The 18,796-nt window shown below is 69.6% G+C and carries 17 protein-coding genes; 6 read left to right on the top strand and 11 right to left on the bottom strand.

Annotated elements, in window-relative coordinates; genetic code table 11:
* Positions 1-18 precede the first annotated feature (18 nt).
* The 6 genes from ACEN2M_RS18080 to ACEN2M_RS18055 form a co-directional block, all read right to left on the bottom strand.
* Entirely contained in the window at positions 19-1,389 is a 1,371-nt protein-coding gene (locus ACEN2M_RS18080) for an ABC transporter substrate-binding protein (protein WP_441649530.1), read from the bottom strand.
* A gap of 41 nt (positions 1,390-1,430) precedes the next feature.
* Positions 1,431-3,092: a glycoside hydrolase family 13 protein gene (locus ACEN2M_RS18075; RefSeq protein ID WP_441649529.1), complete on the bottom strand. Its 1,662-nt coding sequence runs from the start codon at positions 3,090-3,092 to the stop codon at positions 1,431-1,433.
* Between the two features lie 155 nt (positions 3,093-3,247).
* Positions 3,248-4,261 (bottom strand): LacI family DNA-binding transcriptional regulator, encoded by a 1,014-nt coding sequence (locus ACEN2M_RS18070; RefSeq protein ID WP_441649528.1) that lies wholly within the window; start codon positions 4,259-4,261, stop codon positions 3,248-3,250.
* 78 nt (positions 4,262-4,339) lie between these two features.
* Entirely contained in the window at positions 4,340-5,128 is a 789-nt protein-coding gene (locus tag ACEN2M_RS18065) for an alpha/beta fold hydrolase (protein ID WP_441649527.1), read from the bottom strand.
* A 32-nt stretch (positions 5,129-5,160) separates the two neighbouring features.
* On the bottom strand, positions 5,161-6,855 hold the full coding sequence (locus ACEN2M_RS18060; RefSeq protein ID WP_441649526.1) for an alpha-amylase family protein: 1,695 nt from the start codon (positions 6,853-6,855) through the stop codon (positions 5,161-5,163).
* Positions 6,852-7,832 carry a TIGR03885 family FMN-dependent LLM class oxidoreductase gene (locus ACEN2M_RS18055; RefSeq protein ID WP_441649525.1) on the bottom strand — a complete coding sequence of 327 codons (981 nt, stop codon included), beginning with the start codon at positions 7,830-7,832 and terminating at the stop codon, positions 6,852-6,854. Before ACEN2M_RS18055 ends, ACEN2M_RS18060 begins: the two co-directional genes overlap by 4 nt.
* A gap of 456 nt (positions 7,833-8,288) precedes the next feature.
* Here ACEN2M_RS18055 and ACEN2M_RS18050 point away from each other — a divergent pair, with 456 nt between their 5' ends.
* Positions 8,289-8,873, top strand: coding sequence for an NADPH-dependent FMN reductase (locus ACEN2M_RS18050; protein WP_441649524.1), 585 nt, complete (start codon positions 8,289-8,291; stop codon positions 8,871-8,873).
* Positions 8,870-9,526 carry a flavin reductase family protein gene (locus ACEN2M_RS18045; RefSeq protein WP_441649523.1) on the top strand — a complete coding sequence of 219 codons (657 nt, stop codon included), beginning with the start codon at positions 8,870-8,872 and terminating at the stop codon, positions 9,524-9,526. Before ACEN2M_RS18050 ends, ACEN2M_RS18045 begins: the two co-directional genes overlap by 4 nt.
* A gap of 289 nt (positions 9,527-9,815) precedes the next feature.
* Here ACEN2M_RS18045 and ACEN2M_RS18040 read toward each other — a convergent pair whose 3' ends face one another.
* On the bottom strand, positions 9,816-11,057 hold the full coding sequence (locus ACEN2M_RS18040; RefSeq protein ID WP_441649522.1) for an MFS transporter: 1,242 nt from the start codon (positions 11,055-11,057) through the stop codon (positions 9,816-9,818).
* A gap of 255 nt (positions 11,058-11,312) precedes the next feature.
* On the opposite strand from ACEN2M_RS18040, the gene ACEN2M_RS18035 reads away from it, so the two are divergent.
* Positions 11,313-12,233 carry a PPK2 family polyphosphate kinase gene (locus tag ACEN2M_RS18035; protein ID WP_441649521.1) on the top strand — a complete coding sequence of 307 codons (921 nt, stop codon included), beginning with the start codon at positions 11,313-11,315 and terminating at the stop codon, positions 12,231-12,233.
* A 396-nt stretch (positions 12,234-12,629) separates the two neighbouring features.
* Positions 12,630-13,430 carry a nuclease-related domain-containing protein gene (locus ACEN2M_RS18030; protein WP_441649520.1) on the top strand — a complete coding sequence of 267 codons (801 nt, stop codon included), beginning with the start codon at positions 12,630-12,632 and terminating at the stop codon, positions 13,428-13,430.
* A 17-nt stretch (positions 13,431-13,447) separates the two neighbouring features.
* Here the strand turns inward: ACEN2M_RS18030 and ACEN2M_RS18025 are convergent, their stop codons facing one another.
* On the bottom strand, positions 13,448-13,936 hold the full coding sequence (locus ACEN2M_RS18025) for a DUF2809 domain-containing protein (protein ID WP_441649519.1): 489 nt from the start codon (positions 13,934-13,936) through the stop codon (positions 13,448-13,450).
* Between the two features lie 86 nt (positions 13,937-14,022).
* On the opposite strand from ACEN2M_RS18025, the gene ACEN2M_RS18020 reads away from it, so the two are divergent.
* Entirely contained in the window at positions 14,023-14,211 is a 189-nt protein-coding gene (locus ACEN2M_RS18020; protein ID WP_441649518.1) for a hypothetical protein, read from the top strand.
* A gap of 71 nt (positions 14,212-14,282) precedes the next feature.
* A complete protein-coding gene (locus tag ACEN2M_RS18015; protein ID WP_441649517.1) occupies positions 14,283-14,858 on the top strand; it encodes a dihydrofolate reductase family protein in 576 nt (191 codons plus the stop codon).
* Between the two features lie 33 nt (positions 14,859-14,891).
* Here ACEN2M_RS18015 and ACEN2M_RS18010 read toward each other — a convergent pair whose 3' ends face one another.
* The 3 genes from ACEN2M_RS18010 to ACEN2M_RS18000 all read right to left on the bottom strand — a co-directional run.
* On the bottom strand, positions 14,892-17,225 hold the full coding sequence (locus ACEN2M_RS18010) for a putative bifunctional diguanylate cyclase/phosphodiesterase (protein ID WP_441649516.1): 2,334 nt from the start codon (positions 17,223-17,225) through the stop codon (positions 14,892-14,894).
* 181 nt (positions 17,226-17,406) lie between these two features.
* Positions 17,407-18,225 carry a DUF2510 domain-containing protein gene (locus tag ACEN2M_RS18005; protein ID WP_441649515.1) on the bottom strand — a complete coding sequence of 273 codons (819 nt, stop codon included), beginning with the start codon at positions 18,223-18,225 and terminating at the stop codon, positions 17,407-17,409.
* A gap of 115 nt (positions 18,226-18,340) precedes the next feature.
* Positions 18,341-18,796 (bottom strand): hypothetical protein (locus tag ACEN2M_RS18000; RefSeq protein WP_441649514.1); only part of this gene is annotated, 456 nt, incomplete at its 5' end.

Below are 18,796 nucleotides of genomic sequence, written 5' to 3'. Positions count from 1 at the left end.
TTCTGCGGGTGGAGCGGGTCAGTCGGCGTCGACGAGGGGCTGGATCGTCTTGTTGACGGTGTCCAGCAGGGCGTCGATGTCGGCGTTCTTATCGGTCAGCACGGACTGCACGGCGGTGTCGAGTGCGCCGTAGAGCTCCTGGGTGTGCGAGGACGGCTCGCCCACGATGGTGCGGCCCACGTTGCCCTCGGCGAAGTACGCCACCTGGTCCTGGGGCACGTTGATGTACTCCTTCACCCATTCGCGGGACTGGTCCAGCGTGGCCTGATCGAAGACGGGCAGCGCGGGGGTTCCCACGGCCTGGTCGGTGTCGGAGAGGGTCTTGGCGTCCTGCAGGGCAGCATCCTTGTCGACCAGCTTGTTCAGGTCGTAGAAGGCGATCCACTTCATGGCCGCGTCCTTCACAGCGTCGTCGGCCTTCACGTTGACCACGTTCAGGGTTCCGCCGCCCAGCACGCCGGCGCCTTCGGCATCCGTCAGCGGGATTGCGGTGAGCCCGTAGTCATCCGCGTTCATGTTGCTCTCGCGGGTGAGCGAGGTGAACAGGTCGGATCCGCCGGTGTACATGCCGATCTGGCCGGCGGCGAACGCCTGGTTGATGGTGCCCCAGTCGTAGAGGAAGTTGCTGCCCATGGAGTTGTCGGTCCAGCGCAGCTCTTTGAGGTACTCGAGGGCCTCCTTGGTGGCCGGGTTGTCGGCCGTCACGGTGACGGTGCCGTCCGACGCGACCTCCTCCATGCTGCCGCCGCGGGCCACGGTGGCCGCGGTCAGCTGCCAGCCGCCGGTGTTGCTCTGGGTCATCTGCATGTAGCCGGCCTGGCCGGTCTTGTCGGCGATGATCTTGGCGTAGTCCCGCACCTCGTCCCACGTGGTCGGCGGGGCGTTCGGGTCGAGGCCGGCCTCTTCGAAGAGCGCCCGGTTGTACTGCAGGCCCATTCCGTAGGCCTCGCGCGGCACTCCGAAGATGTTGCCGTCGGCATCCTGCGCGTTGCTGAGCACGCTGGGGTTGAAGGTGTCGAAGTACGGGAGGGCCTCCACCTGTTCGGTCATGTCGGCGAGCTGACCGTTGGCGATGAGTGTCTTGGCGTCGGTGAGTGGGATGCGGAACACGTCGGGCAGGGTGCCGCCGGCCAGCTGGGCGGCGAAGGTGGGTGCGCTCCACTCGTATTCGACGCCCTCCACGTTGATGTCGGGATTGGCCTTCTCGAACTGGGCGACCTGGGCGTCGAACGCGTCGAACGCGGCCTGCTCGGTGCCGGGGATCAGGCTGACCACGCGGATGGTGGTGGTGCCGTCGCTCTCGCCGGCGTTCGCCGTGCAGCCCGAGAGCAGCCCGACTCCCGCGAGGGTGACCGCCACGAGGGTGACGACCTTTGCTGGTGACTTCATTGTCTTGCCTTTCGTTGTGTGATTGAGGAGGTGCAGGAAGCTCAGGCCTGGAGCCAAGCCGTGGAGTCGGAGGGGAGCCGCCCGGCCACGAGCGGTGCGCTGCTGAGCAGGACCCGCCGGTGCTCGGGCAGGTCGATCGGTGCCGGGGAGAGGTTGGCGACCAGGAGGAAGCTGTCGCCGCGGGTGAAGGTGAGCACGTCGTCTGCGCCGCTCAGCCACGCGAACCGGCCGTCACCCAGGTCGGGATTCTCGGCCCGGATGCGCAGGGCGCTCTGGTAGAGCCGCAACATGGACGACGGGTCGGCCTGCTGGGCCTCGGCGGTGAGGTCACGCCACCCGGCCGGCTGCGGCAGCCAGGGCGGCGCCTCGGCAGTGTCGGGGCTGAAGCCGAAGGGCGGCACGGTGCCCGACCAGGGCAGCGGCACCCGGCAGCCGTCCCGGCCGGGATCGACGCCGAGAGAGCGGAAGTGCATGGGGTCCTGCAGAAGGTCGACGGGGATGTCCTCCACCTCGGGCAGGCCCAGTTCGTCGCCCTGGTAGATGTAGAGCGAGCCGGGCAGCGCCGCGGTGATCAGGGCCGCGGCCCGGGACCGGCAGAGGCCCCGCGCCAGGTCGGTGGGGATGCCGGCTCGTTTGGTGGCGAAGGCGAAGGTGGTGTCCTCGCGTCCGTAGCGGGTGACCGGCCGGGTGACGTCGTGATTGGAGAGCACCCAGGTGCTCGGCGCGCCGACGGGGGCATGCGCCGTCAGGGTGGTGTCGATCGATTCCCGCAGTTCGGCGGCGTTCCAGGCCCGGGCCAGGAAGTCGAAGTTGAAGGCCGTGTGCAGCTCGTCGGGCCGCAGGTAGCGGGCGAAGCGCTCCACATCGGGCAGCCAGATCTCGCCGACAAGCACCCTGGTGCCCGCGTAGGAGTCCGCGATGGCCCGCCAGCTGCGGTAGATGTCGTGTAATTCATCCCGGTCGGTGTTCGGGTGCTCACCGGGGGCGGGGGTTTCCGGCACCTCGGGCAGGTTCGCGTCTTTCACCAGGAGGGCGGCCGAGTCGATGCGCACCCCGGCCACACCCCGGTCGAACCAGAACTTGAGAATGTCCTCGTGCTCGCGGTGCACATCCGGGTGGGTCCAGTTGAGGTCGGGCTGCTCGGGGGTGAACAGGTGCAGGTACCACTCGCCGGGACTGCCGTCTGGGTTCACGGTGCGGGTCCAGGTGTCGCCGGCGAAGTTCGAGGGCCAACGGGTGGGCGGTTCGTTGCCGTCGGGGCCGCGGCCGGCACGGAACCAGAATCGTGCGCGCTCCGGCGAGCCCGGGCCGGCGGCCAGGGCGGCCTGGAACCACGGGTGCTGGTCGGAGACGTGGTTGGGGACGACGTCGATGATGGTGCGGATGCCGAGCGCGAGCGCATCCTGAATGAGCGCTTCCGCCTCGGCCAACGTGCCGAACGAGGGGTGGATGTCGCGGTAGTCCGAGACGTCGTAGCCGCCGTCGGCCAGGGGCGACGGGTACCACGGGTTGAACCAGAGCGCATCCACGCCGAGCTGCTTGAGATAGCCGAGCCGGCTGCGCACCCCGGCGAGGTCGCCGGTGCCGTCGCCGTTGGCGTCGCTGAAGCTGCGCACGTAGACCTGATAGATCACGGCACTGCGCCACCAGAGGTCGTCGGAGCCGACAGGGGTGCGGTCGGTGGATGCGGCGGGAAGCGTCACTGCTCGAACTCGTCTCAATCGGCCGACTCAGCGGCAACCTGCGTCACCGGCGTTGGCAACCACTGAAACGTAGCTTTATTGACAAGATGGTGCAATTTTTCTACATACGGTAAGCCGCTTGCGCGAATTTGCGCCGGATGCGTGCTTTCTGCCGGTTACGCCGTGGCGCGGGGGCGGCTCGTCGACGCCCGCACCACGAGCTCGGGCTCGAAGAAGAACTCCTCGGTCGACGCCGAATCGCCCGTGATCTGACGGAGGAGCAGCTCCATGATCATGCGGCCCATGTGCTCGATCGGCTGGCGGATCGTCGTGAGGGGCGGCTCGACGCACGACATCAGGGCCGAATCGTCGAAGCCGATGATCGACACGTCGCCTGGAACACTCAGACCCGCGCGGCGCACCGCCCGGATCGCCCCGAGGGCCATCGGGTCACTGGCGCAGACGATTGCGGAGACGCCCGCCCGAAGCAGGCGGGTCGCTCCGGCCTGACCGGCCTCCAGCGAATACAGGGAGTGCGCGATCTGATCGCTGCCCTGCTCTTGGCCGATTCTGGCCATGGCGCGCTGCGCCGCCGCGAGCTTTCGCTGGGACGGAACGTGGTCCCTGGGCCCCAGCAGCATGCCGATGCGGGTGTGCCCCAATTCCATCAGGTGGGCGAAGGCCTGGTCGATGGCGGCCGAGTCGTCGCAGGAGACCGTGGCGAAACCGAAGTCGTCGATGGGCGCGTTGACCAGGACCGTGGGCAGGTTGAGATCCCGGAGCCGGCGGTAGTGCTCGTGCGAGCCATCCTGCTGCATGTAGGCGCCGCCGACGAAGATCACCCCGGAGACCTGCTGCTGCAGGAGGAGTTCGACGTAGTCGGCCTCGGTGATGCCGCCGGCGGTCTGCGTGCACAGCACCGGCGTGTAGCCGTTTTGGGCCAGGGCGCCGCCGATGATCTCGGCGAAGGCCGGAAAGATGGGGTTCTGCAACTCGGGCAGCACCAGGCCCACGAGGCGGGCGCGCTCGCCGCGCAGTTTGGTGGGCCGTTCGTAGCCGAGCACATCGAGGGCGGATAGCACGGCCTGCCGGGTCGTTGTGGACACACCGGGCTTCTCGTTGAGCACCCGGCTCACGGTGGCCTCGCTGACGCCGACCTTGCGGGCTACTTCGGCGAGTCGTCTGGACATGTGCCCGAGCTTACGCAATTACTTGCAGAGACGCTGCATATTTCTCACAACGGGCCCAGCGGTGCCGGGAGACCGCGCTCAGTCGGAGCCGGGCTGCCCCAGGAACTGGATCGCGGCATCCCGGAACGCCCGGGAGGTGGGCGCGTTGAAGTGGTTGCGGCCGGGGATCTCGAAGAACGCCGCGCGCGGGGTGGCCTCGGCCAGGGCCTTGGACGCCTCGAGGATGCGGTCTTCGCTGCCGGTGGCGAAGAGCACCCGCTGCTCGGGCGCGTTCGCCGCGTGCGGCTGCGGGCCGTCGCGCATGCCCTCGACCAGTGCGATCAGTGCTTCGAGGTCGTTGTCGCGGATGGCGCCGGCCATCTTCAGGTAGGCGGCGGTGAGCGCATCCGTCACCGGTGTGCCGTCGCGCACGAAGGCGCGCGCCTCGTCGACCCGGAACCGGGTGAGCGGGTCGCCGTCGGGGATGCCGCCGAACACGGCACGGTTGATGCGGGTGGGCATGAACCTGGCAGCGTGCCAGCCGACCCGGGCGCCGAGCGAGTAGCCGACGTAGTCGACCTCGTCGAGCATGAAGGTGTCGAGCACGGTGAGCACGTCGGTGACGAGCAGGTCCATCGAGTAGCCCTCGGCGGAGTGCGGCTTGTCGCTCTGGCCGTGGCCGCGCTGGTCGATCGCGATCACGTGGTAGCCCTCGCGCACCAGGTCGCGGATCCAGCCGGTGGCGTGGAAGTTCGCCAGCGCGCTGGAGGCGAAGCCGTGCACCGCGAGCACCGTGGGGGCGTCTGGATCGCCGAACTCGTAGGTGGCGATCTGCACGTTGTCGGGGGAGATGACCGTGCGGGCGGGCGGGGCTGGGGGAGTATGCATCCCTTCTATTCGATCACACTGCCGGGCCCGGCTCAGCCGAGTCGGGTGTCGGCGTCGCTGGTGATGCGCAGCCACCGATACCCGTAGGAGTCGAGTCGCAGCGTGACCTCGCCGTCGTCGATCGGCGTGACGCCGTTGTGCAGCATGTCCACCAGCCGGGAACCCGGGGCCACGTCGGGCAGCGCCAGGGTCAGCTCGACCGGCGCATCCGCGAAGTTGTGCACGGCGAGCATCGAGCCGATGGTCGTGCGCACCAGGTGGGCGAAAACCTGGTGGTGGCCGTGTTTGAGGATGGTCAGCTCACCCCAGCCGATCTCGGGGGAGTTGCGATAGGCCTGAATCAGGGTGCGTACGAAATGTGCCAGCGAGTCCGGGTCGCGGCGTTGGGCGGCTGCGTTCACCCACTCCGGCCCGAACGCGCCGGTGACCACCGGCGTGACGAGCCGATCGGCGGGCGCCCGGGAGAATCCAGCGTTGGCGCCGGCGGTCCACTGCATCGGCGTGCGCACCGCGTACCGGTCTTTCACCGCCAGGTTCTCGCCCATGCCGATCTCCTCACCGTAGAACAGCACCGGCGCGCCCGGCAGCGAGAACATCAGGCTGTACGCCATGCGGATGCGTCGCTGGTCATTGCCCAGCATCGTGGGCAGCCGGCGCCGGATGCCCCGGTCGTACAGCCGCATGCCGGGATCGGGCGCGAACGCGTCGAACACCTCCTGCCGCTCGGTCTCGCTGAGTTTGTCGAGGGTGAGCTCGTCGTGATTGCGCACGAAGTTGCCCCACTGGCAGTCGGCGGGCAGTTCCGGCCGGTCGGCCAGCGCGGTGGCCAGCGGCCGGGCGTCCGCCCGCACCATCGACAGATAGATGCTCTGCATTACGACGAAGTCGAACTGCATCTGCAGTTCCCGCCGCCCGCCCCCACCGAAGTAGGTGAGCTGCTCCTTGTGGCTGAGGTTGACCTCGCCGAGCAGCATGGCCTCGTTGTTGCGTCGGGCGAGGAACCCGGAGATGTCGGCGAGGTAGTCGTGCGGGTCGGGCAGCGGTTCGTCCGAGGCATCCGTCGTGGAGCCCTTACCGCCGGCCTCGGACTTGGCCTCGATGAGGAACGGCACCGCATCCACCCTGAACCCGGACACGCCCAGCTGTGTCCAGAAGCCGACGATGCGGGCGATCTCGTCCCGCACCGGCGGGTGGGCGATGTTGAGGTCGGGCTGGTGTTTGTAGAAATTGTGCAGGTAGTACTGCTTGGTCTTCTTGTCGAACTCCCAGATGCTCTTCGCGTCACCGGGGAACGCGGAGGGCTGGTTCTTGGTGGGCGGGTCGTCGCGCCACACGTAGTAGTCCCGGTACTTCGACTCGGTGCTCGAGCGGGAGTCCAGGAACCACGGATGCTGGTCGGAGGTGTGGTTGATCACCAGGTCCATCACCACCCGGATGCCGCGGTCGTTGGCGGTGCGGATGACCTCGACGAACTCGCCGAAGTTGCCCAGCCGCGGATCGATCGCGTAGAAATCGGTGATGTCGTAGCCGTCGTCCCGCCCCGGCGTGCGGTTCAGCGGCATCAGCCACAGGCAGGTGATGCCGAGCTCGGCGAGGTAGTCGATGCGCTGGGCCAGGCCGCGCAGGTCCCCGCAGCCGTCGTCGTTGCTGTCGAGGTAACGCTCCACGTCGAGGCAGTAGATCACGGCGTTCTTCCACCAGCGGTCGCTGGTGTCCGAGATCCTCATGCCCGCACCGCCTTGTCGGTGAGCGCGCCGGCGAGCTGGGGCAGCACCCGTTCGCCGAACGCATCCAGAAACCGTTGTTGCTTCTTGCCCACATGGTGCAGGTAGATGTCGTCGAAGCCGAGGGCCGCCAGCCCGGCCAACCGGTCGGCGTGCCAGGCCAGGTCGCTGTTGATCAGCACGGATGCCCGCAGGTCCTCCGCGGCGACGTGCTTGGAGATCTCGTCGAAGGTTTCCGGGGTGTCCACGTCCCACGGCACGGGCGGGTCGAACGCGTTGTTGCGCCACTGGTCGTGCGCGATGGCGAGGGCCTCCTCGTCGGTGCCGGCCCAGCTCAGGTGCACCTGCAGGGCGCGTCGGCCGGTGCCGCCGGCCTGCTCGTAGGCATCCAGCACCCGGCGCAGGGTCTCGGGCGGTTGCGCCACGGTGACCAGACCGTCGGCCCAGGACGCCGCCCAGCCGGCGGTCTGCGGCGACACGGCCGCGGCCAGCAGCGGTGGCGGGGTCTCCGGCCGGCTCCAGACCCGGGCCCGGTCCACGCTCACGTGGTGCTCCAGGCTCACCTCGTCGCCGTTCAGCAGCGCTCGCATCACGGTCACGCTCTCTTCCAGCCGGGCGTTGCGCAGGTCTTTGCGGGGCCAGCGCTCGCCGGTGATGTGCTCGTTCACGTTCTCACCCGAGCCGAGCGCCGCCCAGAACCGGCCGGGGTACATCTGCCCGAGCGTGCCGATCGCCTGCGCGATCACGGCCGGGTGGTAACGCTGCCCGGGAGCGTTCACCACGCCGAAGGGCAGGTTGGTGGCCTCCAGGGCCGCGCCCAACCACGACCAGGCGAAGCCGGATTGGCCCTGCCGCACGCTCCACGGCGCGATGTGATCTGAGCACATCGCCGCGTTGAAGCCCACCTCCTCCGCGTGCTTGACCGCGGCCAGCAGCGCACGCGGATCGATTTGCTCGTGGGATGCGTGAAAACCGATCACGGCGGTGCCCTTCTCTGTCCTCCTCCGCGGCGCCGGCGGCTCGCGAATGGTGGCACCATGCAACCAGACCTTGCCGGTCGCTTCAAGGCCCGGTCGGGCTCGTTTGTTACGAGCCCACCCGGCGGCTCACATTGCGCTCGCGCGCGCATAGCGGCGTGACCGACGCGAACATGCTGGTCAGAGTCCAAACGCGGCGACCGCCAGGCGGCGAAACACAGTTGTAATGGTCGGGACACGCCGGCGCAACCGGGGGTGCGCAGACTGTAAGTGCGACGTAAGCCGTTGCTCACCATCTGAGACACCAATCCTCAGTGGCTCACTCATCGAAATCGATGACGAAGCTATGCAAGTTCGTGCCAGCCCGGCGTGCGGTCCACGCACGCGGGGAGGCATCGCTGATTGGTAGCCCCGGCATCGAGTTCGTGACCTGATCCAGTGGTTCGATGGAGGAACACGATGCTGAAAACAACCATTCTGGTGGGCAACCCCAAGCCCCAGAGCCGCACCCTCAAGCTTGCGGAAACGCTGGTCGACGAGCTGCTCGTCACCGGCACCTATGACCTGCGGGTCATCGACCTGGCCGACTACTCGAGTCACATCTTCCAGTGGCCGTCGCCGGAGATGACCGAGCTCAATCAGGCCGTCGCCGACAGCGACCTGCTCGTCGTCGCCAGCCCCACCTACAAGGCCACCTACACCGGCCTGCTCAAGGGCTTCCTCGACCGGTACGCCGCCAACGGGCTACGCGGCGTCACGGCGATCCCGGTGATGACCGGCGCCGACCTCAGTCACTCGATGGGCGTGGACGTCAACCTGCGTCCGCTGCTCGTGGAGCTCGGCGCGAGCGTGCCCACCAAGGGCCTCTACTTCGTCACCGGGCAGATGGAGAAGATGGAGGAGATCGTGGCCGCGTGGGCGGCGGAGAACCTCGCCGTGCTGCGTCTGTTGCAGCCGCTGGTGATGGGCATGCTGGGCAAGAATCCCGAGTCGGATGTTGAGAGCGCGTCGGGCGCATCCGTGTCGAACGGAGCGGGCGCATGAGCCCCCACGACCTCGCCGGCTCCCCGATCGACCTCGACCTCGACGCGCAGACCCACCCGGATGCGCCGGCCGCGCCGGGTGCCGAGCGGGACCTCGACCTCGACCTGGACATCGTCACCGCCCTCGAGCCCGCCGACTCGCACGGCCTCGAGACCATCAGCAGCGACCCGGGTGACATCCGGTCGGCGTTCGGCAAGTTCCCCTCCGGCGTCGCCGCGCTCTGCGCCGAGATCGCGGGGGAGCCCACCGGGCTGGTGGCCTCGTCGTTCTCCGTGGGGGTGTCGTACGAGCCGCCGTTGGTGCTGTTCTCGGTGCAGAACAGTTCCACCACCTGGCCGGTGCTGCGTCAGGGCGGCCGGATCGGTGTCTCCATTCTCGGCAGCGCCCACGCCCGCGAGTGCTACCAACTGGCCTCCCGCAAGGGCGACCGTTTCGCCGGCCTCGACACCCGCACCACCGACCTGGGTGCCCTCTTCATCGAGGGCTCGTCGCTCTGGCTGGACTGCGAGATCTACTCGGAGACCCCGGCCGGCGACCACACGATCGTGCTGCTCGAGGTGAAGTCGCTCAAGGTGAGCGACGACCACGACCCGCTTATCTACCACTCCGCCGCGTTCCGCAGCCTGCTGCCCGCCGAGCCCAAGGCCGCGTAAGCCGCTGCCCGCCGAGCCCAAGGCCGCGTAACCTGCCTTCTTCCGCGCCGGTGTCGTGCCGGTGCCGTGCCAGCGAGCACCGGCGCGGATGCCCCCGAATACGCATCCGTGTCATCAACCACGAGGCGCGAAAGCGGTGGTGTGGCTGTCTCCGCGCGCTGAGGTAGCCGTTTCAGCGCTTTCGCGGAACGGGCAGGCCGCGAGAGCGGAGTTGTGGTCACCTCACCGGCGTGAGGCAGCCGTTTGGCCGCTTTCGCGAGGGGGCGGCCACGCAAAAGCGGGGGACTGGTTACAGGTGGTCGTGCTCGGCGTGGGCGCGGGGCACGACCGGCACCGCCAGGGCGGGGAACACGGCGGCCACCGCGAAGGTGAGCGGATAGCCCACCACACCGATCAGAGCCCCCATCAGCGGACCCACCAGCGAGGCCGCGATGAACTGGCCGGTGTTCTGCACGCCGAGCGCCTTGCCCGACCAGCCCGGCCCGGCCATTTCGGCCACCGAGGTGAACGCCAACCCGTTGGGCGCCACGGTGCAGGTGGTGGCGAGCACGAACACCACGGCGGCAACGCCCCAGTGCGCGGCATCCACCGCGGCCAGCACCAGCAGCACACTCGCCACGCTCACGGCCACCCAGCGCAACGGCCGCACCCGGCTGCCGACCCGGTCGCTGACCACGCCGATCACGATGCGGCCCAGCGCGCCCACGAACTGCGCGGCGCCCACGAGCACGCCGGCGGCGAGGGCATCCCAGCCCTGGTCGCTGACCAGCCAGACCAGTCCGAAGGTCGAGATGGTGAATTGCGGCACCACCAGCAGCACGGATGCCGCGTGGATGCGCCAGAGGAACCAGCTGGAGCGGTAAGGGTTGTGCGCCCGCGCGGCAGTGGTTCCAGCGGCCCGGGCACCGCCGGCACCCCCGGCAGCCGCGGCGCGGGTGGCGACCCGGGGCGGGTTGGCCAGTCCGAGAGCGCACGCCACGGCGAGCACCGCGGTGAGCGCGAACGGCACGAGCAGGGCCGCGCCCACCCCGGCATCCGCGGCGATCACCGGGATGGTGACCGCCGCGACGGTCACGCCGAGTGGCTGCGACATCTGCCGGATGCCCATGGCCAGTCCGCGTTTGTGCTTGGGGAACCAGCCCACCACGATGCGTCCGCTGGCGGAGTTGGTGCTGGCCGAGGCCATGCCGCCGAGCAGCAGGAACAGACCGAGCATGAGGTAGCCGTCGGCGAGGATCGCCCCGCCGGCCGCGAGTGCGGTGAGCAGCAGTCCGCCGGCGATCACCCATTTCTCGCCGATCCGGTCGGCCAGGGCGCCCCAGAGAATGAGGGTGAGCACCATGCCGAAGGTGGGAATCGCGGCGAGCAACCCGGCCTGGGCGAGCGAGAGGCCGCGCTCGGTGTGCAGCAGCGGGATGAGGAACGCGGGCGCGCTGACGAAGACCGTGCCGGCGGTCTGCGCGGCCACGCCGAGCGCGAGCACAACCCAGGCGCGGGCGCTGACGGTCGGTGGCGCGGCGGTGATGGTCATGGTGTTCTCCTCGAGGTGCCTGCCCATCGTCGGGCAGACCGCGGCGGTTCAGCAAATCGGGGCGCGGCGGAGGGACGCACGGCGACGCATCCGCCGGCCGGAGGGGTCGCACGGGCTACTCTCGCCGCGCTGGCACCTAACCGTGTCGGCACCGTGCTCGCCCGCGTTGGCACCCGGCTGATACGGTGCCAGCATCGTCGTGAAGGCTGCACCCTGAGCGGCCCGACCCGTGACCGAATCCACCGAGGGAGCATCATGGCCAAGTCGCACACGAAATCGAAGAAGTCCGGCAAGAAATCGAAGAAGTCCGGTTCGTCGGATGCCGCCGCCGCGTCGCTCCGGCCGGCCGACCTGATCGAACGGCTGCAGGTGCGCGAGGGCTTCACGCTCAGCGGGGTGGACCCGCGCTCCACCCCGGGCTTCGCCGGGGGAAAGAGCGACTCCGTGGCGGTGGGCGCGACGGCGTCAGCCGAACTGTCGGCTCTGCAGGAGCAGTTCTTCGCCAGCAGCCGGTTCGGCGACACCCGCAAGATCCTGCTCATCCTGCAGGGCATGGACGGCTCGGGCAAGGGCGGCATCGTGCGCCACGTGGTCGGGGCCGTGGACCCGCAGGGCGTGGAACACGTGGCCTTCAAGGCGCCCACCCCGGCCGAGCTGAAGCACGATTTTCTCTGGCGCATCCGCCGAAGAGTGCCTGGGCCCGGCCTGATCGGCGTGTTCGATCGGTCGCACTACGAAGACGTGCTGATCGGCCGCGTGCACGAGCTGGCGCCGGCCGCGGAGATCGACGAGCGCTACGACCTGATCAACCGGTTCGAGCAGGAACTCGTGGACGACGGCACCACGGTGATCAAGGTGATGCTGCACATCAGCGCCGACGAGCAGAAGGCGCGCCTGTTCGAACGGCTGAACCGGCCGGACAAATACTGGAAATACAACCCGGGCGATATCGACGAGCGGAAGCTCTGGCCCGCCTACCAGGACGCGTTCCAGACCGTTTTCGAGCGCACGTCCACCGACGCGGCGCCGTGGTTCGTGGTGCCGGCCGACCGCAAGTGGTATGCCCGCCTGGCCGCACAACAACTGCTCCTGCGCGCCCTCAGCGACCTCGAACTCACCTGGCCGCCCGCCCACTTCGACGTGCCCGCCGAACGCGCCAGGCTCGGGACCACCTAAGCGCCCGCCCGGCCGCCCGCCGCCCGGCCCGCCTCCCGCGCCCGGCGCCCGGGCCTCGCGGGCCGCAACTGTTGCTGATCCGGACAACTGGTGCCGGCACACCGGGCGCAATTGTCCGCACGGGCAACAGTTGTGCGTGCCGGCGCGGGTTTGCCGCGTGGCACCCGCGGCCACGCCCATCCGCTGTGCGCCGCCACCCACAATGGGGGTGCCGCCGGGCGCTCGCGGCTCGGTAACCTCAGACCACCGAACGTAGTGGGCGCCCCGCCCGCACCGCTCCCTGGATGCTCAGCACGCCCCGAATCGGCGCTCATCCGTGAGGTGTTCCCGGCGCGACCGCCCTGTCAACGCGGTCTCCCTGGCGCAGCCGCGTCCGGGCGCGTCCAAAGGAGCAACGTGACCCTGCATCCACCCGCCATGCGCAACCGCATCGCTGCACAGCTGGTCATCGAACACCTCCTCTCCCGTCAGTCCGCGGTTCCCCCGCGCACCCGGGTGGCCCGCCTGTTCGGCCAGTCGCCGCTCTGCCCCGAGAGCGTGAGCTGGTACCTCGGGGCGCAGGGCGAAATCACGGTGGGCAAGATGCTCGCCACCCTGCCCGCCGACTGGACCGCCTTCCACGCGGTGCCGATCGGCAAGAACGACACCGACATCGACCACATCCTGGTGGGCCCCGGCGGCATCTTCACCATCAACACCAAACACCACTGCGGCAAGCACATCTGGGTGGGCACCCGCACGGTCACCGTCTCCGGCCACAAGAAGGCCTACCTGCCCGCCGCCGAGCACGAGGCCGAACGCGTCACCACGGTGCTGCGCGAACGGATGCCGCTGGTCGCGCCGGTGCAACCGGTGATCGCCCTCGTGGACCCCAAGCAGATCACCTTCCGCGACAAGCCCGTGCAGGTGAAGGTGCTCGACGCCCGCGCCCTGCGCCGGTGGCTGCTCAAGCTGCAGCCGGTGCTCAGCGACGAGGAGATCGCCGAGGCAGTGGTGATCCTGGACAGCCCGGCCACCTGGCGCCAGCATCCCAGCCCGGCCCCCGCCGACGTGATGAGCCGCTTCGCCAGACTCGACGGTCAGGTGCGGCGGGCCCGCATTCGCCGGGTGCTCTGGGCAAGCGTCGGCTCCCTGGGCCTGGGCGCGGGCGCCGTGGGCGGTGCCGTGCTTATGGGGCAGGCCCTGCTCGGCGGCTGAGCCGGCCGCGCGCCACGTCAGTCCAGCTGCCGCCAGGTGGTTACGGCGGCTGCTGCCAGCACGCCCACGAGATACGCGACCAGGTCGAGGGCGTTGAACGTGGTGCCGAGCAGATACCTGAACGGCGGGAACCCCTCGGCGAGGGTGCTGGGCACCCCGGTGAGCTGGAAGAGCTCGATGGCCACGCAGAGCAGCACCGCGACGAGGGCAACCTGTCCGCACGACCGGCGCACAAAAATGAACGCCACGATCAGGTACACGAGAACCGCGTAGAGCGCGTCGGCCACGAGATCGCCCACGACGCCCACGGTGGCGAAGTGCACGAGCAGTCCGGTGATCACGATCAGGCCGGCGACGGCGGCCAGCAGCATCCGGCGACGTTGGAAGTCCCGTTCTTGGATCGCGTTGTCGGCTCCGAATTCGAGCACCGCTTGCGCGTGCTCGTCGTCCAGGCCGGAATCCGGCTGCTGGTCGACCGTGTGCGACACCCGGTACTTCCGATCCATAGCCTGACCGTACCGTGCGCCGCGGCCCAGACGAAACCACGGATGCGTGCGAACGGGTGTTGGCCCCGCGGCGGTACGCTGTGCCCATGACCACCGACCCAGTGCGCACCGCGAAGAAGTCGACGCTGACGCCCTGGGCCGCAGCCCTGGCCGTTGTGGTGCTATTTCTCGTGTCGGCGTTGGGGGTGAACGGCAACTTCTCGGTGCCGATCGCGGTGGCCATCGCGCTGGTGCTGGGTTGCGGTACCTATCTGGCGATGCGGTACCGCCGGTAGGCACGGCCCCGCGCCGCTGCCCGGCCACGCTGCCCCTCGCCCGCGGCGACCGGCGCTGCTAGCGTGCTGGCATGAGTATTGACTCCCCGGCGGGCGAAACCGAACCGCCCCTCATCGGCTGTGTCTTCGTGGGCACCAGCCTCGACGGGTTCATCGCCCGCGAAAACGGTGAATTCGACTGGCTCATCGCCGCCGGCGACGCGCTGGGCGAGACCGGCTACGACGAGTTCTTCGCCAGCGTCGACGCCATGGTGGTGGGCCGCGCCACCTACGACACCGTGCGCGCGTTCCCCGAGTGGCCTTACGCCGGCAAGCGGGTGCTCGTGCTCAGTCGCACCCTGGTGGGCAGCGTCGGTATCGACGAGGAGCCGGACACCACCGCGCACGCCACCCTGGCCGAGGTGGTCGAGACTCTCGTCGCCGAGGGCCGCCGCCGGGTGTACGTCGACGGTGGCCGCACCATCCAGAGCTTTCTGCGCGCCGGGCTGATCCGGGAGATCACCATCACCCGTGCGCCGGTGCTGCTCGGCACGGGCATCCCGTTGTTCGGCCCGCTCGACGGCGACGTGCACCTGCGGCACGTGGGCACCCGCGAGCTGGGCGCGGGGTACACACAGTCGAGTTACGAGGTGCTGGCCGGCGGGTGAGCGGAAGGCTCGAACAGGCGCAGGGACGCGCGGTTACGCGGTTTCGAGGGGCTGCACCTGGGGCGTCGACGGGGGAGTGTCGGCGCGGGCCAGCCACTCGCGCAGCTCGTCCGCCGGCACCGCCCGGCAGTACAGGTGGCCCTGGGCCGCATCCGTGCCGATGCTCAACAGCAGTTCCTGCTGGTCCAGCTTCTCCACTCCCTCGGCGATGGTGCCGATGCCCAGCTTCGCGCTCATCTGCACGATCGCCTCCACCACCGTGCGGTCCACCGGGTTGGTCAGCGCGCCGGTCACGAAGCTCGCATCCAGTTTCACCACCGAGATCGGCAGCGACCGCAGCGTCGAGAGCGACGAGTAGCCGGTGCCGAAGTCGTCGATCGCCACGCTGACGCCGTGCGCGTGGAGCGTTTTCAACCGCTCCACCGCCGACACCGACTCCAGCACCACGGTCTCGGTCAGCTCCAGCACCAGCCGTTCGGCGGGCAGCCCGCTTTCGGCGAGGCACAGCAGCACGGAGTCCACGAAGTAGTCGCTCTCGAGCTCTCGCGCCGAGATGTTCACGTGCACCCTCATCGGCACACCCGGTCGGGCCGGCGGCCAGGTGACGGCATCCGCGCAGGAACGCCGCAGCACGAACGCGCCGATGCCCAGGATGGAGCCGGTGGTCTCGGCCAACGGAATGAACTCGGTCGGCAGCAGCAGGCCGCGCTCCGGGTGCCGCCACCGTACGAGGGCCTCGGCGCCGGTGCAGTGCAGGTCGGCGAGCGACACGATCGGCTGGTAGTACACCTCGAGCTCGTCGCCACCCGCGGCCCGGGCCAGCTGGCGTTCGAACGAGACCAGCGACGACTCGCCCTGCAGCAGTCCCGGCCGGAACAGCTGCACCCGGCCCTTGCCGTTCGCCTTGGCGGCGTACATGGCCACGTCGGCCTGGTGCACGAGCTCGTCGATGCCGGCGCCGGCCACGGCCCTGGCCACGCCCACGCTGGCGCCCACCCGGCAGGGCCGCCCGTCCACGACGATGGGCGCGGCCAGCGAGCCCACCATGCGTTGCGCGATGGCCTCGGCGGCGGCATCCGTGGTGCCGGTGAGCACGACGGCGAATTCGTCCCCGCCGAGCCGGGCGCAGATGTCTTGCGGGCGAGTGCAGTGCCGCAGCCGCTCGGCCACCTCGGTGAGCACGGCGTCGCCGGCGCGGTGCCCCATCTGGTCGTTGACGTACTTGAAGTCATCCAGGTCGAGGAACAACACGTGCAGGGCCTCGGTGCTGTCGGTGCGGGCGAGCAGCGCGCCGAGCTTGGTGGTGAACGAGAGCCGGTTCTCCAGCCCGGTGAGAGTGTCGTGCTGCGCCTGCGCCGTGAGCTGATGGTGCGAGTGGCTGTTGCGCAGCGCCAGGTTCACCTGGTTCACCAGGCTGCGCACCGACAGGATGGTGCCCTCGGGGATGCGCTTGGGCGCGCCGACGAGCAGCCAGGCGTCGTCCTCCTGCTCGGTCAGCGGCACGCACTCCCAGACCAGGGTGCTGCCCACGGCCTCGTTGAGCGCGCGCGGGTGCCCGATCTGCACCTGCGAGGCTACGCCGCTGCTCTGCAGCAGGTCACCGGGCAACGTCTGCGGCGGCGCCGCGAAATCGCCGGTGTGGGCGCCGACGTGCAGCAGCTCGCCATGGCGGGAGACCTTGAGCACCCGCAGCCCCGGAGTGGAGGAGCCCAGGTTGGCCGCGGTGGTCCAGGCGAGGAGGCGAATCTGGTTGGCATCGGTCATGCCGAGCAGCTTGGAGCCGGTCTCGGTGAGCGCCTTGTCTTGTTCGATGGCCCAGTCGTTGGCCTGCAGCCCGTTGCGCAGCTGCCCGGACACCGCCATGGTGAGCAGCATGATCGAGATGGTGCCCAACTGGCGGGCCAGGTCGGGTGCGGTCTCGTGCCCGGGGGTGAATGGCCACAGCAGCGTGATGGCCACGACCGCGGCGGTGTAGAGCACCGCGCGCACCGCCGACCGCCACGGTGTGCCGTACAGGGTGCGCAGCCAGGCGGCGCCGAAGATCAGCGGCACCGCCGCGGCCGGTACCGGCCCGGCCAGGGCGAAGCCGGTGAGCGCGACGGCGTCGAGCAGCTCCAGGGCCAGCGGCACGCGCTGGCGCAGAAAACCGTAGATCCACGACCCGTAGAGGGCAATCGCCGAGACCGTCGCCATCAGCAGGGCCACCGGGCTGGCGCTGACGGTGGCGATGATGCCGGGCACGCTGAACAGCAGCGAGAGCAACGCCAGCCAGGTGAACAGCCAGCGGGTGCCCTGCAGAACGCCGGACGGTCGCCGCACCAGCGTGCGCGCCACCTCGGCCAACCCGCGATTGCCGGTTCTCTTCAACGTGGATCGTTCCCCGACTGCGACCATCTGACTGCTTTCCTGAGACGCGTGAGAGCACCCCTGATGGCTGCGGCGACACGTACCTCGAACGTACCAGTGAGCCGCCCTCACTCCTGACGTGCGTGGGTGCGGATTCGGCGCACGTGCCGGCCCACCCGAACTGCGGATGCGGCCGGCCTGGTCAGCCGACCGCAGGGAGAGGAGGGCCTCCGGCGATCGCGGCGGCGATCAGGCTCAGCGTCATCACCACGAGCACGGAGACCACCACGAGGTTCGCCACCCAGACCCACAGCGGCGCCGAGCCCAGGCCGGCGTGCCGTCGCAGCACCACGGTGCGCGCGATGAGGTAGCCCGGCGGGCCCAGCAGTGACCAGGCCCAGTGCGCCACCGTGGTGTGCCGCCAGATGCGCAGCCGCTTCACGTCGCGCTGCGCAGCCGCCAGCGTGAGCAGGAACGGCAGCACCAGCGCGCCCAGCCACCACCACCACGCCCGCGGCGCCAGCGTGGCCACAACCATGGCCGCAAAAACCGTGACCACGGTGATCCACGGCATGAAGGCGATCACCCAAACGGATGCGCTGCTCCACCGGCTCGGAATATCCCGGTAGAGGTGAACCGGCTCCGCCACGGGCAGGTGTCGCAGCGGCAGTTCCGCCCGTACCCCGGCCTCACGTTCCCAGCCGTAATTCGAGATCGGGGCGATCCGGGTCACCGGCGGCGGCAGTGCCAGGGTTGCAGCGGCCTGCTCCTCGAGCTGCCGCACCTCCCGCCGGGTGAGCGGATGCGCCGGCGCGCGCTCAGCAGCCCCACTCTCAGCAGCCCCACTCTCGGCAGCCCCGCTCTCGGCAGCCCCACTCTCGTCAGCCGGCTCGGGGCGGTGGTCGGTCAGCGGGGCACGGTGGTCGGTCCAGACCAGTCCGCTCCACCAGCGCAGCTGCACGCCGCCGTCGGGGTCGATGTACCACCCCGCCGGCGCCACATAGCCCGGTTGTTCGCCCATCTGTTCCCCCGATCACGCTTTCGCCCACCCACCAGAGTGGCGGGCGCATCCGTGTCGCCGCCAACCCCAGTGCGGGGAGCGCTGCTGCCCCAGAGAGCAGCGCCGCGCGGAGCGCTCAGCAGGTGATCGACTCGATGTCCGCGAAGGCCGGCGAGTCGGCTGTCGCGTTCTCCACCACCAGAAACGGTGCCCCCGCCACCACGGCGGTGCTGCGCGTGCTCGAGTGTCGCAGCGTGCCGTCGGCGGTGTCGGCGACCCCCACGTCGATGGTCGCGGCGGCGCAGGTCTCGCGCACCATCACCGTCCAGATCCAGCAGCCGGACTCCGACTGGCAGTTCTGCGACAGGGTTGCCTCGTCGGTTACGGGCACCACGGCGGCCTCCTTGAGCAGGTTGATGCTCGTGGCCGGCTCGGGAATCACGTAGGTGACCAGTTGAAGGGCGAGGTAGCCGCCCACGCTGAGCACGCCGAGCAGCACCAGGGTCACCCGAAAACCGGTGCTGGTGCGGCGCCGGCGCGGCGGGCGGCGTTGCCAGCTGCCGGGTTGCGCGGCGCGGGCCGAGGCCCGCGC

Origin of the sequence: Cryobacterium sp. W22_MBD10_FK3, assembly GCF_052113745.1 — a bacterium.
GTDB lineage: Bacteria > Actinomycetota > Actinomycetes > Actinomycetales > Microbacteriaceae > Cryobacterium.
Note: the sequence above shows the minus strand (reverse complement) of the source record. Positions and strands in the feature narration are given on the sequence as shown.